Source organism: Fulvivirga sedimenti (assembly GCF_020328055.1).
The window spans coordinates 839,989-855,037 of the sequence record NZ_JAIXNE010000002.1; the positions used below are offsets into that span (position 1 = coordinate 839,989).

Consider the following 15,049-nt stretch of genomic DNA (forward strand, 5'->3'; position numbering starts at 1 on the left):
GAGATGATTAAACGTGTTTGGTAAAGTGCTAATTAAAATTTATTAAAGTTAGTAATTTTTTCGAACATTCAGCGGAGAGGAAGGGATTCGAACCCCCGGTACCCTTTTGGGGCACACTCACTTTCCAGGCGAGCACCTTCAACCACTCGGTCACCTCTCCGTTCCCCAAACCTTACGTTCAGGCAAGTCACAAATAAATCAATAAAAAAGACTTTATGCAAGGATAAAATTAATTTAATAGCGCCTTCAAATCAGTCATTTCGCCACATACGGGCTGTATGAACCGCTTTTTTACACGAACGGTATCCGTCTCCTCACCCAGGACCATCATCAGCTTCGTCACAGCTGACTCCGTCGTAAGATCCTCACCGCCAATAACACCGATCGCCTCGAGCTGCTTGCTGGTTTCATATCTGCCCTGCATTACCCTTCCTCCATTGCACTGAGACACATTAACGATAACCACACCTTTTTCAATAGTCACACGTAACAAGTCGATAAACCAGTCAGCGGAGATTGCATTGCCAGCGCCAAAGGTTTCCAAAACCACCGCTCTCAAGCCCTCCACATTTACAATGGCCTCCACTACTTCCCGCGGAATGCCCGGGAATAATTTAAGTATGGCAACACGGTTGTCCAATTTGTCATGCAGTGTCAACGGTCCTGCAGGGGTCTGAAGGATCATGGCATGATTATAATGGATCACAACACCAGACTCCGCCAGCATTGGATAGTTTTCAGACTCAAAAGCATCGAAGTGTACACTTTCAACTTTCTTTGAACGATTTGCACGCAGCAACACATTATTAAAATAGATCGCCACTTCGGGAACAACTGGAATTCCGTTATCCTGAGCGGAAGCGATTTCCAGGGAAGTAATAAGGTTTTCGCGGGCATCACTGCGAAATGCTGTAATGGGCAACTGAGCGCCTGTGAAAATCACTGGTTTATTCAGGTTTTCGAGCATAAAGCTTATCGCCGAAGCCGTGTAAGCCATGGTATCAGTTCCGTGCAATACAACAAAACCGTCGAAATTGAGATATTCATTATGTATGATCCTGGCTATTTCCGTCCAGTAGGACGGTGTCATGTTAGAGGAATCGATTGGGGGATGGAACGAAATTACTGTAAGATTAAGCCCGAGTTGCCGCAATGAAGGCACATGGGATAAAATACTTGCAAAATCAAACGGAACCAGGAGCCCCTGGTCATTGTGGATCATACCCAGCGTTCCACCGGTATAAATGATCAGCACACTGCGATCCGGAGCATGGGCTGAAGACGTAATAACCTGGATTCGTTCTGTTTTCATTTGATGCCGAATAAACGTTGACAGTTTTGCGTGGTTTCTGCGATCACTTCATCCAGTCCGACCGTCCTCACGCCAGCGATCTTTTCAGCAACCAGCCGTACAAACGCCGGTTCATTTCTTTTGCCGCGGTGCGGCACAGGGGCAAGATACGGACTATCTGTCTCCAATAATATACGATCCAGCGGGATTTCTTTAAGTACCTCATCCAGATTTCCGTTTTTAAAAGTAGCCACTCCTCCAATACCCAGATGAAATCCCATGCCTGTGATTTTTCGGGCCTGCTCAAGTGTACCGGTAAAACAATGAAAGACACCCTTATATGCGGACAGCTGAAGGGACTCTGCAAGTTCTATCGTCTCATCGATTGATTCACGGCAATGAATAACAACCGGCAAATCCCTTTCCGCCCCCCATGCCATCTGGATCTTAAATGCTTCCTGCTGCTGCCCCCAATAAGTACGATCCCAGTACAGGTCGGTTCCAATCTCGCCAATAGCAACAAATTCGCGGCTTCCAAGCCAGCTTTCCACTTCGTATAACGCCCGTTCAAAATGCCGGTCCACACTGCACGGATGCAGCCCCATCATGGCCATGCATGATTCCGGATATTTCATCTCAGCCTCAAACATGATTTCAATAGTCTCATGGTCAACATTGGGCATGAGAATCCGCGTGATTCCGTTATCAAGTGCTCGTCCTACGACTTCATCCCTGTCTTCATCAAATTGCTTCAGATATATATGTGCGTGGCTGTCAATCAAGGGTTTGAATTTATAATTTCTGCGAAATTAAGGATTCTTAAGAGATTCACGCATACAATCATCAGGTGTATTGAATTCTCCCTTTAAAATGATTAAATTGTTCCATGCATGGATTCAGAAGTGACTCCGAACAAAACTTTCTGGAGCAGATCAACGACCTGCTCGATGCACATCTTGCTGATCAGCGATATACCGTTTCGGACCTGGCCTCAGATCTCAGGATCAGCCGTGTTCAACTCCATAGAAAGATTAAGAAGATTACCGGAAAGTCCAGCAGCCACCACATCCGTGAGCGAAAATTACGCCGTGCATTTCAGTTATTAAAGGAGTCAGGGAAGTCTGTCACAGAGATCGCCTATGAGGTAGGATTCAATAATCTATCCTATTTTGCCCGTTCATTCCGTGAAATGTATCATTATAATCCTTCAGAAATCGCAAAAAAGAGGATTTCCTGATGTAACAATAGTGTTATCGTGCAATAGAATTTAATCTATATATTGGGATAACCTAAACAAGCACCAACATGAAATTTTATTCTGCCGTCTCGAACAATGAGCTTCAGATCGTATTTTATATGATCCTGCTGGGCTCAGTTTTCTTTATATGCCATGAATGTATTGGCATGTTTCTGAACTGGGTGACCGACTCCTACAGCTCGATAAGCGCACAAGCCAATTTCAGGTAAATTCCCGTCCTTTCCACTTCACCTTACCTGGGATCAGGTAAGCAATAATTTCTGCCCAGGAAATTAGAAAGGCATACAGCTCATACATCATGAGCGGAAAAACCATAAGTTTTCTTCCAGATTCCCTGTTAACCGCACGGATCAATCCCGCCTGAAAAAGTGTTTTGACTAAAAAAGCCACCGCAGCAATTTTTGGAAAAAGGATAAACGCACTTATAATGGCAGGATAATACAGCGCTCGCACCAGCAAAAGGAACACAATAAAAACAGGCATTCTCACAGCCCCCTGCATCCAGCGTTTACGTTGAGACAGCAACGATCCAATATCATTTCTGGCAAGAGTAGTCCCCCTTGCCTTGTTGCATAACCGGCTTGAAAGGGAGAAACCCTCCTCTAAAACTCTTCGCGTGAGTGCAAAATCCTCTGTTACCGAAAATGCGATAGTTTCAAAACCTCCCGTGGCCATATATGCCTCCCGGGTAACCAACATGTTATTTCCAATTCCTGTAATGGGAATAAACCGCTGCAGAACATGTAACATACCCTGTGCCTGAAGCCATTCATAATGTTGAAATATATTCCCAGAAACACCGGTCAGTCCGTTAATCACCCCAACCTTTTCAGGTATGTTTCCGACCATGGTTTTGGCCCAGGCCGGGTTACATTCGACATCAGCATCAGTGATTAAAAATACACTGCCAGCCGCTTTATTTATTAAATGCGCAAGAACATTCGCTTTGCCCCTTGCCAGTCCGAGCTCCTCCCTAACAGAAATCACCTGTATCCTGTCATCTTCCATTTCATGTTTTCTCAGCAATTCCAGGGTCTTATCTGATGAGTCGTCATCACCGACCAGGATTTCAATTTTGCCTTTCGGATAGTCAAGGTTCCGTATTGCATTCAGACAACGATCCACATTTTCCTCCTCGTCACGCATGGCCAGGAGCACACTCACATATGGCAACGAAACAGGATCCGTAGTTCCGGGTTTATACGGCTTGAAAAGAAAATACAGGAGGATGTCCTGCAAGATTGCAAGACAGAGGATCCCCATGATGGAATTAATTAATATGGGATTACTGAGCATTTCAATCCGGATTCAAGAAGGTGATCAATAAGTCGCGGCAGAACATAAAAGGTTCTTTCCGCCGCTTTAGGGTTATCGTGCAGCACAATAATGGATCCCGGGCGGACAGCGCTTAGTGTTTTTGACAAACATTTCACCGGTGATAAAGCCGGATCGAAATCTCCACTGAGCACATCCCACATGATGATTTTATTCTGTTGAAGGATCTCCCGTGCCTGGCTTCTTTTCACTTTACCGTAAGGGGGTCTGAATAAGGTGGTTTGAACGCCTCTTTCCCGAAATACAGTGGTGCAGGCATCCACATCTGCGAGATATGTTTCCCGGGGTGTTGCCCAGCCATTTAAATGATGGAAGCTGTGGTTTCCGACGTGATGTCCTTCCTGCAACATTCTGTCCAGAATATCCGGGTATTTCTTTACATTGTCACCCACACAGAAAAATGTGGCCTTCACGGATTTCTCGTGTAAAATATCCAGTATTGCAGGGGTCATTTCAGGAACCGGGCCGTCATCAAAAGTGAGATACACCCGATCGGAGTTTCGTTCCATTTGCCATATATGATCGGGATAGAGCCATTTCAGCAGCTCCGGTGTTCGGTGAAAATACAGCATCAGGGATTAATCTTGCACGACAATATAGTAATATCATCCCTGTATCCATTTTTACCCTTGAAATTATCCAGTGCAATAATGATATCATGATGGATCTTCTTCAAGTCGCGGGTATGATGGTCTTTGAAAAAATTTGAAAGTCGGTGTTCGCCAAACTCCTCCTCTTCCTCATTCTGCGTTTCGGTAACTCCATCCGTATAACAAAAGAGAACAAAGTCTTCCAAATCGGTAATAAATCCCTCGTTAATAAATGGCAGCGGATGCATTGCCCCTAAGACAGTGGAACCTTCTTTGAGCCATTGTACATCTTCTCCATTAATTAATACCGGCGGGTTATGGCCTGCATTGATATAGGCCAGTGTCTTTAATGTATGATCATAAATGCATACGAAAAAGGTGATGAATTTTTCTCCCTTGGCATTTTCAAGGATCTGATAATTCAATTCCTCAATGATCTCTCTCAAATTACCGGTTTGGCGGACCAGTGTGCGAAGGGAAGCCTGGAAATTCGACATCAGGAGCGCTGCCGGAATACCTTTCCCGCTCACATCTGCGATACATAGCAAAAACTGATTTTTGTTCAGGGGTATATAATCATAATAATCGCCTCCAATCCGGTCATGCGGTAAATAGCTGGCTTCAATTTTCAAACGGGGACCGTACGGCAAAGACTCCGGAAAAAGAAAATGTTGCACGTCACTGGCGATTTCAAGTTCCTTTCGAAGAGATTCCTGTTCCAGTTGCTGGCGTGCCAGTTTCTTGTTTTCAATAGCCACCAGGATAATGTTACTCAAGGCCTGTATAAACCTCAGGTTGCTCGACGTGGTTGCCTGATCATGATTCGTTAACATGCCTCCCACAAAAACAATGGCCAGGGTGCGATCTTTATGAATCACGGGCAGCGCATAATCAAACTCCCCAAAAATATCATCCCTTTCTTCGCTGAGTTTTGTCACTGTCTTCAGCCCAAGCATATCTTCAGCAGGTATTTCCTCCTCACAGCTCCTGCTGGTTCCGAACCAGATCTTACACCCCCACTCATCGTCTAAAACAAACAGGGCCAGCTTCTGTGTGCGCAGGTTCGCGCGCAAGGTAAACTCATATATTTTATACAGGGAGGTTTCCGACAGGTTGTTATTGATTGCCTGTGTAATCTCCAGCAAGGCATTAACCTGAAGTTCTTTGAGATTATACTTTGATTCTATCGATTCAGCACTCATGAAATTTCAATGACAAATTGAATATACGAATTTCCTGGTCAAACTGCGGAGGAATACCTGCGGTCCTTCCATATGTAATTTCCGCGAATTGATTTCCATACCACAAACAACGTATAAAACGGGTAAATGACCTGAATTATTGGCCAATAAATATATAATCCTGCATGTATCCTCTTCCCGGCTACAGCTGCCACAAACAACGCATCTGCAAAAAGTTTGGTCAACAGAATTCCCGGCAGATATTCACCAATCATGCTCTGATGTGTAAAGAATAATGAAACCAGGAGGGAGAAATAAGTTAATGCAATAAATACAGCCATCACAGAAACCATACCTCCGGTCGATTTCCATTTTGCAGCCCATCTGATCCGCTGATGCAACATTTCATCCCATTCTGTGATTGCCCCCGTTCTGACAGCCGCCTGCGGGTCTTTCATAAAAATTGCCGAATCATGGAACCTCGATGTTACCTTCTTTAACAGAAACTGATCATCTCCACTGGGGATTTGCTCATTACCTTCATATCCGTTCACTGCCAGGAATGCTTCCTTCGTGAAACTCAGGTTAGCTCCGTTACACATGGTTGGATACCTGGAATGCATGGTTACACCTGTCAAACCCGTGAGAGCATATTGTTCAAACACCTGGAATATCACCGGCAGAGTGGGTTTTTCATAAGCAAGCTCTATGGTGCCTGCCACGAAATGTGTATCTGGCCGTGTGTAAGCCTGATCATAGGTTCTGAGCCAGCCGGGACGTACATTACAATCAGCGTCTGTCGTAATTAAAATCGGATATCTGGCTTCCTGAACCCCTTTTAACAGCGCAGACTTTTTCCCGGTCTGCTGTTTGAGATTTATAATTTTCCAGTTTTGATAATTATTACAGGCTGATTCAATCATTGCCTCCCCCCCGTCGGAGGAATGATCATTAATAAATATAACCTCGAATTGATCTGCCGGGTAATCAACTCCAAGCAGAGAATTCATCAGAGATTCCAGTTTCTGCTCTTCATTTCTAAATGGTATCAAAACAGAAAAACTATTCCTCGCCTCAGTATTTACACCCACAGAAGGTATCCTGGCCCAAAGGATGATCGACACCAGTAGGAGTATACAGTATAATGCCGGAAAAACCAGGAGTATAATCATTTGAACCTTATTTTCAGCATCAGAAATGCTCCTGCCAAGGTAGGCAATACTATATTTAAACACCAGATCAGCAAGGTGGCAGCAATTACAGGCACTGGTGACACCTGAAAATTATCAAAGAAATATATACCGGAAAATTCCCGGATTCCAAGATCACTAAGAAAATTAAACGAGGGGATAACCGACTTGGCCAGGAGGATCCATGTCGTACCAGCAAAAGACAGCCACCAATCCTGATCAGCAAAAACACGAATGGCCAGGGTCATCTGAAAAGCAAAAGTCATATAACGAAAGACAGATAACACAAATATAACTGCGTAAGATCTGATGGTAAGTGATCTTAATATTTCAAAGTACCGGCCAATAAAATCGAGGTAACGTTTTCGTTTTTTTGAGGAGATATACTTGAGTAACACAACGACTGCCACTCCCACTCCTGAAAACAATCCCAGCAGCATGGCAATTTCAGCCGAACTCAAAATCACCGTAACGCCCAACATACCGAAACAAACTGTAACCGATAATTGGGCAAAACGACTTGCCATAATTAAACCTATAAAACTGGATTTTCCTTTTAAATCAATAGAAGTGAGCCGTCCGAAATAATCGCCGATTCCATGGGGTGTGATAAAACCCATTGCCAGTCCGGAAAGCACCCCCTCGGTACTTGCCTTCCAGCTTATTGGATATTTGGTCCGCACCAGGTAACGCCATTTCACAATTTCAAGGCCCCAGTTCACGGGGATCAATAAGGCAAGCAGAACTAACATACCAACGGATAACCGATCCTGAAGAAAATGCTGCAGACTCTGGAAATCTTCCGGATGTTCCTCAACTTTTCGGTAAATGAAATAAAGGATCAGCAGGAAAACCGCTGATTTGATCAGGTATAGATAATATTTTCTGCTTTCATTTTTCGTGGCCATATAGCTATATTGCAACGGTGGTGAAGATAGAGAAAAATTCGAATTTGGAACGGATCATCCTGGGCCTTGATCCGGGAACAAATGTGATGGGCTATGGAGTAATCCTCGTTCAGGGAAATCGCCTGAAGTTGCTTCAGCTGGGGGTCATACACCTCTCAAAATATCGGTCCCATGAACTAAAGCTGAAAAAAATATTTGAGCGTGTTAACCACCTGATAGAGGAATTTTCACCGGATGAAGTGGCCCTTGAAGCGCCTTTTTACGGCAAGAATGTACAGTCAATGCTCAAGCTCGGCCGGGCACAGGGGGTAGCCATGGCTGCCGCACTGAACAGGGACATTCCCATAACGGAATATGCTCCTAAAAAAGTGAAGCAATCTGTAACGGGAAATGGAAATGCATCGAAAGAACAGGTGGCGCAGATGATTATGACGCTGTTGAGCTTCACAGAGCAACCTAAACTTCTGGATGCGACTGATGCCCTTGCTGTAGCCCTCTGTCATCACTTTCAGTTCGGCACCAGAAAGAATGGATCTAAAAGCTGGAAATCATTCATCAATGAAAACCCGGATCGTATTAAATAAATTTTTGCAAGTTTGTGCTAAGCGCATATTATGGGAATTGTCCGCAGAAACAGTATTTGGCTCAGCATAATCCAGTATCTGGGCATTCTCCTGGGGTATGTGAATACGGTCATACTGTTTCCCAACATCCTGGATAGTGACCAGTTCGGACTCACCCGGATTCTCCTTTCTGTGACCATCGTGATTTCACAGTTCTCCCAACTGGGAACACCCTCGATGATCGTTAAATATTTCCCATACCTGCATAGAAAGGTATTGTATTACGGGTTTTTGATTTGCGCGGGCGGACTTACGCTGGTACTTTCTTTGATCTGGATATTTAAACCTGAAATCACGAGCTGGTATATCGAAAATTCCAGCCTCTTTGTAGAATATTTTTATTTACTGGTGCCTTTCAGCATTGCGATGGTGTTTTACAACCTTTTTGATGCCTATCTGAAAGCCCTGTTCAAAAATGTTTTATCTGCCTCCCTGCCATTCATATTTCTGAGAATACTGTGGATGATCCTGATATTGCTCTATGCCAAAGGAGAATTTGACTTTGAAACGTTTATCATCGCTTATACCGTATCTTATGCATTGATCGCCTTAATTACTCTGATCTATATTGGGATACTTGGGGAATTACCTACGGAACTGACCATTGCTCCGGGTGACCGTACCTTCTTAAAAGAAATTAGGAAATTCAACTCTTTCAATGTACTCAGCGGCCTGTCTGCACACATGATCAATAAGGTGGATGGTCTCATGCTGGGAAGTCTTGAAAGTCTGTCTTCGGTGAGTATCTACGCTATCGCCGCTGCTATGGCTTCTGTTATCCGCGTGCCTGCAAGTTCGATTGCCCGTACCGCACCGTCACTCATTGCCCATGCATTCAAGGATAACGACCATAGGACTATTTCAGAATTATACAGAAAATCATCCATAAATCAGCTTATTCTTAGCAGTGGAGTCTTCCTGCTGATCACTCTGAATTACTCCTTATTGTTGTATTATATTCCGGAAGAATATGCCGATAGTTTTCTTATATTCATCATGCTTGGCCTGGCACAGGTGATCGATACCGGTGTGGGTATCAACGGATATATCATGGTCAACTCAAAATATTACAAGGTGGATGCCATCTTGTCGGTACTGCTTTTGGTGATCACTGTCGGACTGAATTTCGTCTTTATTCCCTTGTACGGAACACTTGGTGCAGCAATGGCAACCACCATGGCAATTCTTGCCTACAATATTGCGCGATTCTCCTTCCTGAAGATCAAAATGGATCTTAATCCATTTACAGGAAAAACGATGGAAATAGTTCTGATCATGATTGCTGCCGGCATAATTTGTTATTTTCTTCCCTTACCTGAAAACCTGTGGGTCGCCAGCATTCTGAAATCCTCATTATTCCTGATATTAACCGCCCCCGTCATTTACTGGAAGCGATATTCACCGGAACTGAGCGAATTAGTTGATTTGATTCTTGACAGGTTCAGACGCTAACCCGGCATACAAGGCTCTCAATTCATTGGAAGTATGATTCCAGTTCCACTGCTCCATCACCGCTCGTCTGCCACGTTCACCCATTTCAAGAGATTCTTCAGGATGCTCATGGATATAAAAAATTGATTCTGCCAGTGAATTCCGGCTTTCTGCCTGATGCACAAGCCCGCACCCACTATTCTCGACAACCCTCACCTGGGGCGGGCAATCACTCACAACAAGTGGTTTACCTCCGGCCATATATTGGAAAATCTTGTTGGCAAATGTTGTGTCATGGTGGCGGTTCCTTTTAAGCGGCGACAGGCATACATCGGCAATTTCGACATAACTGGGAAACAGGGACACATCCTGCCATCCGGCGAAATGTACATAGGGTTCAAGGTTCTTTTTCCGAACGATCTCCCTGAGCTCCGCATCTTCGGTATTGCTGCCAACTAAAATCAGCTTTACATTCTGAATCGAATCCTTCAGCAACTCGATGGCAAGAATAGCCGTATCTGTTCCGCGCCGGAGACCTGTATCACCCATGTAAAGTATATTAAAGGTATCCTTGTATGCCTGAGTAATTCCGGGATCCGGTTCATAGGAAAGGTAAATAGAGGTGTCGACGGTGTTCGGAACAACTGCAAATTTTTGCTCAGAAATTCTGTATTCGCTGGCAAGGTCCTGTCTGGCCTCATCAGTTACTACGATCACTGCATCCGCTGCATGGCAGTATTTCTTCTGAAATGAATTCCATCTCCTCGTAGAGATGAGCCATTTTCCAGGCCATTTCTGCAAATGCACATAAAACTTCATGATTTCGGGACGATTTTCATGCAAATCAAGAACCACTCTTTTCCCGGCTTTTCTGGCCTCCGCAAAAGCAGCTCGGGCAATCGTAAGATCATGTATGTGGATAACCTCCACCTGTGTTTCGTTAATAAACGTCTTGATTTTAGGCCGCATCAGCCAGTGATATAAGGGTATCGTGTAAGCAAGTGCAGAAAGCTTATATTCGAACTTATTGGTTGGAAAACGATGAATTTGAATTCCATTGATTATTTCCTTTTCAGGCTGATCACCGGAATTCAGACAGAACAAAAACACCTCGTGCCCTTCCCTGATCAGGCTAACAGCTTCATTCTCCACCCTGGAATCCGGCGGAAATGTATTGTCCAGGATCATCCCGATTTTCATAAAGCGAGTATAGTATTAATTAACTACTTTTTCCTAATATACCCTTACAAACTGCAGGAGAAACTAATGCATCCATTGTGAAAGATCACGATTGATGAGATCCTGTAATCTTCCTATATCGGATCGGTACAAATCCAGTAATTTCTGCCTGGTGCTGTTTTCAAGCGGCTCCTTTGGCGCAGTATTCATCTGGTGTATCTTCTCCATAAGCTTTGTTTTAGACTTCTCAGAAAGCACCACATCCAGTACCGGACGGATCAAATCCCGGAATGGGTTCTTCTTCCGTAAAAATTTATTAAGCCCCTTCATCCTTGGGTTGCCTGATACATTATATACAACATCCAGTGAGGGCTCAAAATCATCTTTAACATCCAGGAATTGAAAAATTCCTTTTATGACATGCTCCGGGTTTGCCTGGAGTTCATCCAGAAGCACAATATGAACATCTGAAAATTCAGCCAGAAAGGCTTCAACAGGCCTGTGATAAAAACCGAGTGCCTTGTAAAAATATCCATAATGATAATTTTCCTGCATTCGCTTCTCCTCAGCGTCAAGGGCATCTGAAAATGTCAGATTTTCCTTCACATCCCGTTTTTTGAATGTATAATGGCTGTAGGCACGGTCAACCGGATTCCGAAGAATGATGATTATTTTTGGATTATCAAGGCGCCGTTTTATTTCAGGAATGGCCTCGGCAAAGTAATAAAAGCTACTCGGACTCGCCTCACCTTTCAATTTTCCCTTTCCTTCCCTGAATAAGGATAGGTATTCATCCCAATCCTGATAAATTTGTAACTTCGGATCCGGGCCATAAATATCATTTAACGGTAAAGACCAGAAGTGCCCGCCAAAATAGTCGGGTTCCTTTACCGGAGACATAAAAATTTCCGGATGCTGATTCAGGTAGTGATAGAGCGATGTGGTACCTGCCTTGGCAGCTCCTGCAATAAGAAATTCAGGCTTTTCCGATACCATAAAACAAGATTTTAACAAAACTATGGATAAGTATTCGATCACCAAAGATATTGCCGGGAGAAGCTACTTTACACAAAAAAATTACAAGACTGCACAGCTGCCGTATTTGGTCTTCAGAATAGTCCGCCCCGCCCTAAAGGTTTACAGCAGATCCTGGCGCTTCTTTATGGGTAAAGTTCCATGGACTTCACCTGCTTCCATCGCAATATTCAGAAAAATTCTATCCAGTGACATGAAGGGCTTTGAATACGGCAGTGGCGGTAGTACGCTTTTCTTCGCTAAACTACTGAACCACCTGGTAAGCGTTGAGCATGATACAGGGTGGTATAGGAAAGTCGAGGATCAAATAAAAGGTCTTTCAAATGTGGATTACGAACTCATACCCCCAAAATTGAATTCGGGCAAACCTGATTACACCGAATACAGCGATTACATTCTCCAATTTCCGGAAAATTCATTTGACTTTGTACTTGTAGACGGCCGCAATCGGGTTCAATGTTGTAAAAATGCCATCGACAGGTTAAAGCCAGGTGGCATTCTTGTCCTGGATAATTCGGAACGCGAATATTATGCTGAAGTTTTTGAATTGCTGAAGGGCTGGAAAATGGTGAATACAACTACCGGACTTACCGACACCACCTTCTGGTTTAAGCCCTGAGTCATTTCTGACCAAAGGCAACGAGGGCATCATTAATCCGACCGATTTCCCCGTCCGTTAATTCAGGAAATACCGGAAGCGAAACAATAGTTTTTGCCCTCCTCTCGGCCACCGACCATACTCCCCTGTAGTTACCCGATTGAAATGCAGGAGTTATCGGAATAGGCAACGGGTAATGAACAGCTGTTCCAATCCCGCGCTTCTTCATGAATTGTATGAATTCATCCCGCTCGCTGGTTCTCAATATAAACAAATGAACCACAGCGTTTTGATTCAGGTCAAACCCCATTTGAATACCCTGGATTGATTCTATGGTTGTTGCATATGACATTGCGATATCACGCCGCCGGGCATTCCATTGATCTACGTAAAGGAGCTTCTTAAACAGTATTGCCGCCTGAATTTCATCCATCCGACTGGTTTTACCGACAATCAGGTGAGTATCCTTGACAGGCTGACCATGATCACGGATTAGGCGCACCCGATCAATAAACCGGGAATCCGCAGAAGCAATGCAACCGGCATCGCCAAATGCACCAAGATTTTTTGTTGGATAAAAGCTGAATACCGCTGCATCCGCAAGTGTTCCGGCCATTCCCCATTGGGTTTTGAGTCCGATGGCGTGGGCACAGTCTTCCAATACAAGGATGTTATGCCGCCTGGCAATTTGCATGATGGATCCCAGGTCACAGACGGAGCCGTACATATGAACTGCAATGATCACCCTTGTCTTTTCCGTGATCAGAGGCTCAAGGCCGGCTGGATCAAGTTGTCCGGTTTCATCAAGTACATCGGCAAAAACAGGCGTAGCCCCGGTGAACAGCACAGCCTCGGCATCGGAAACCCATGTATTGGCAGGAACGATGACTTCATCCCCGGGGCCAATCTGCCAAGCGCGAAGAGCGACCTCCAGGGCATCGGTACCACTCGCACACCCAACAACATCCGCTGCTCCAAGCCATTCTGCAAAAGCTTTCTCAAATCCGGGTACTTCCGGGCCCGATTGAAATTTACCGGAACGAACGATGCGCTCAATTTCATTCATCCACTCGGATATGTGCTCAGCACCCTGCCGTGAGAGGTCAAAAAATGGTATGAAATCGTCGTTATCCTGCATGTTTGTTCATCAATGATGCAAGCCGGGTGGTGAGCTCCTTTCGGGAATACCTGTTAATCACATTCCTGTCCGGACCAGGCAATGAGCCAGTTTTTTTATACTCCAGGTACCATTCATTAAGAATTCCACAGATCCCCTCCGTATCGTCCCACCTCAGCACTACTCCTGCCCCGGTGTCACGAATTATCGTTGCAGCATCACCTTCAGGATCTCCGATTGCAAGAATGGGTTTACCGGCAGAAAGGTATTCAAATAATTTCCCCGGGATGTGGCCTTTCGCATTTGAACTTTTATTCATAAACATCAGAACAACCGTGCACTTCCGGTACGATTCAATCACCTCTTTATGGCTTATGCTTCCATGAATAGTCACCTGTTCTCCCGACTTATCCCAGGATTCAATAAATGTGTGAATTTCCGGGTCCATGACTCCATATAAATCAATTTTTAAAAGGTCATGAATCTCCGGATTCAATAATTGAAGTTGTTCCAGGGCCTCCCAGAAAGCCGGTGCATGGCGAAACTGATTGATTAGCCCAAAGTGTGCCAGCGAAAAGTTGTCGGGCCCGGTGTCTGTAACATTGCTGAAATCGGCCGTATCAAATCCATTGGTAATGACTTCTACCTGCCGATCGTACCTTTTATGAAGCGTTTCTGCCCAGGAAGGGCTTACGGTGAGAAGAATATCCGCTTTTCCGGCAACCTTCCTTTCCATTTTACGATGATAAGACCGCGCCAGCGCAGAGGTATGAAATTCATCGAGCATATCCCAGTCGCTCCACGGATCGCGGAAATCAGCAAGCCAGGGAATATTGAATTTCCCTTTCAGTGAGAGGCCGATCAAATGTATGCTATGGGGTGGTCCGGTCGTAACGATGAAATCAACGCGCCTGCTTTTCAGGTAATCCTTCAGGAACCTGACAGCCGGTTTTCGCCAGAATACCCTTGGGTCCGGAAGAAAAAAATTACCCCTTATGAACTTTGCAATTGATGACACAGACCCAGAAGTATTTCCCTGGGATACATTTGGGTTGCCGCCGGCTTTTTCGAATAACTGATATGGTTCCCAAATAGGTATGCGCAGCACTTCAATATTTTCATTCACTTCTTGTTCAAGTGAATCATCCTTAACAACAAATTGTGGATTTTCGGGGGTAAGAATTACCGGGTGCCAGCCTTCGTCTTCCAGGTAATTTGCAAATTTCATCCAGCGCTGCACACCACTTCCACCACTGGGTGGCCAATAATATGTGATGATCAGCACTGTTTTCATGTGGCAAAGATATAAGGCT

Annotated in this window: 16 protein-coding genes and 1 tRNA gene; 5 read left to right on the forward strand and 12 right to left on the reverse strand. The window is 44.5% G+C overall.

Features of this window, described 5'->3' with window-relative positions:
* Positions 1-72 precede the first annotated feature (72 nt).
* The 3 genes from LDX50_RS10060 to LDX50_RS10070 all read right to left on the reverse strand — a co-directional run bounded on the left by LDX50_RS10060 (position 73) and on the right by LDX50_RS10070 (position 2,073).
* A tRNA-Ser gene (locus LDX50_RS10060) sits at positions 73-160 on the reverse strand.
* Positions 161-229: 69 nt separating this feature from the next.
* A complete protein-coding gene (locus LDX50_RS10065) occupies positions 230-1,312 on the reverse strand; it encodes an asparaginase (RefSeq protein WP_225698317.1) in 1,083 nt (360 codons plus the stop codon).
* On the reverse strand, positions 1,309-2,073 hold the full coding sequence (locus LDX50_RS10070) for a TatD family hydrolase (protein WP_225698318.1): 765 nt from the start codon (positions 2,071-2,073) through the stop codon (positions 1,309-1,311). The genes LDX50_RS10065 and LDX50_RS10070 overlap by 4 nt, the downstream gene beginning before the upstream one ends.
* 104 nt (positions 2,074-2,177) lie before the next feature.
* Here LDX50_RS10070 and LDX50_RS10075 point away from each other — a divergent pair, with 104 nt between their 5' ends.
* Positions 2,178-2,528 carry a helix-turn-helix transcriptional regulator gene (locus tag LDX50_RS10075; RefSeq protein ID WP_225698319.1) on the forward strand — a complete coding sequence of 117 codons (351 nt, stop codon included), beginning with the start codon at positions 2,178-2,180 and terminating at the stop codon, positions 2,526-2,528.
* Between the two features lie 68 nt (positions 2,529-2,596).
* Entirely contained in the window at positions 2,597-2,758 is a 162-nt protein-coding gene (locus LDX50_RS10080) for a hypothetical protein (protein WP_225698320.1), read from the forward strand.
* Here the strand turns inward: LDX50_RS10080 and LDX50_RS10085 are convergent.
* The 5 genes from LDX50_RS10085 to LDX50_RS10105 are packed head-to-tail and all read right to left on the reverse strand — an operon-like array spanning position 2,751 to position 7,753.
* The gene (locus LDX50_RS10085) at positions 2,751-3,812 is read right to left on the reverse strand and encodes a glycosyltransferase family 2 protein (protein ID WP_225698321.1); all 1,062 of its coding nucleotides are present in this window, start codon (positions 3,810-3,812) and stop codon (positions 2,751-2,753) included. The genes LDX50_RS10080 and LDX50_RS10085 overlap by 8 nt on opposite strands.
* Positions 3,813-3,823: 11 nt before the next feature.
* A complete protein-coding gene (locus tag LDX50_RS10090; RefSeq protein ID WP_225698322.1) occupies positions 3,824-4,456 on the reverse strand; it encodes a polysaccharide deacetylase family protein in 633 nt (210 codons plus the stop codon).
* Entirely contained in the window at positions 4,456-5,676 is a 1,221-nt protein-coding gene (locus LDX50_RS10095) for a GAF domain-containing SpoIIE family protein phosphatase (RefSeq protein WP_225698323.1), read from the reverse strand. The genes LDX50_RS10090 and LDX50_RS10095 overlap by 1 nt, the downstream gene beginning before the upstream one ends.
* A gap of 38 nt (positions 5,677-5,714) precedes the next feature.
* Positions 5,715-6,827, reverse strand: a complete 1,113-nt coding sequence (locus LDX50_RS10100; RefSeq protein ID WP_225698324.1) for a glycosyltransferase — start codon at positions 6,825-6,827, stop codon at positions 5,715-5,717.
* Positions 6,824-7,753 carry a lysylphosphatidylglycerol synthase domain-containing protein gene (locus LDX50_RS10105; RefSeq protein ID WP_225698325.1) on the reverse strand — a complete coding sequence of 310 codons (930 nt, stop codon included), beginning with the start codon at positions 7,751-7,753 and terminating at the stop codon, positions 6,824-6,826. The genes LDX50_RS10100 and LDX50_RS10105 overlap by 4 nt, the downstream gene beginning before the upstream one ends.
* A 17-nt stretch (positions 7,754-7,770) precedes the next feature.
* On the opposite strand from LDX50_RS10105, the gene ruvC reads away from it, so the two are divergent.
* Positions 7,771-8,337 (forward strand): crossover junction endodeoxyribonuclease RuvC, encoded by a 567-nt coding sequence (gene ruvC / locus LDX50_RS10110; RefSeq protein ID WP_225698326.1) that lies wholly within the window; start codon positions 7,771-7,773, stop codon positions 8,335-8,337.
* Positions 8,338-8,367: 30 nt separating this feature from the next.
* Entirely contained in the window at positions 8,368-9,828 is a 1,461-nt protein-coding gene (locus LDX50_RS10115) for a lipopolysaccharide biosynthesis protein (protein WP_225698327.1), read from the forward strand.
* Here LDX50_RS10115 and LDX50_RS10120 read toward each other — a convergent pair.
* On the reverse strand, positions 9,793-11,007 hold the full coding sequence (locus LDX50_RS10120) for a glycosyltransferase family 4 protein (protein WP_225698328.1): 1,215 nt from the start codon (positions 11,005-11,007) through the stop codon (positions 9,793-9,795). The genes LDX50_RS10115 and LDX50_RS10120 overlap by 36 nt on opposite strands.
* Positions 11,008-11,070: 63 nt before the next feature.
* Positions 11,071-11,982 carry a sulfotransferase domain-containing protein gene (locus LDX50_RS10125; RefSeq protein WP_225698329.1) on the reverse strand — a complete coding sequence of 304 codons (912 nt, stop codon included), beginning with the start codon at positions 11,980-11,982 and terminating at the stop codon, positions 11,071-11,073.
* 22 nt (positions 11,983-12,004) lie between these two features.
* On the opposite strand from LDX50_RS10125, the gene LDX50_RS10130 reads away from it, so the two are divergent.
* Complete coding sequence (locus LDX50_RS10130) at positions 12,005-12,640, forward strand: O-methyltransferase (protein WP_225698330.1); 636 nt, start codon at positions 12,005-12,007, stop codon at positions 12,638-12,640.
* Position 12,641: 1 nt separating this feature from the next.
* On the opposite strand, the gene LDX50_RS10135 is transcribed toward LDX50_RS10130, so the two are convergent.
* Both LDX50_RS10135 and LDX50_RS10140 read right to left on the reverse strand, forming a co-directional pair.
* A complete protein-coding gene (locus LDX50_RS10135) occupies positions 12,642-13,757 on the reverse strand; it encodes a DegT/DnrJ/EryC1/StrS family aminotransferase (protein WP_225698331.1) in 1,116 nt (371 codons plus the stop codon).
* Positions 13,747-15,030 carry a glycosyltransferase family 4 protein gene (locus LDX50_RS10140; RefSeq protein WP_225698332.1) on the reverse strand — a complete coding sequence of 428 codons (1,284 nt, stop codon included), beginning with the start codon at positions 15,028-15,030 and terminating at the stop codon, positions 13,747-13,749. The genes LDX50_RS10135 and LDX50_RS10140 overlap by 11 nt, the downstream gene beginning before the upstream one ends.
* Positions 15,031-15,049: the final 19 nt, after the last annotated feature.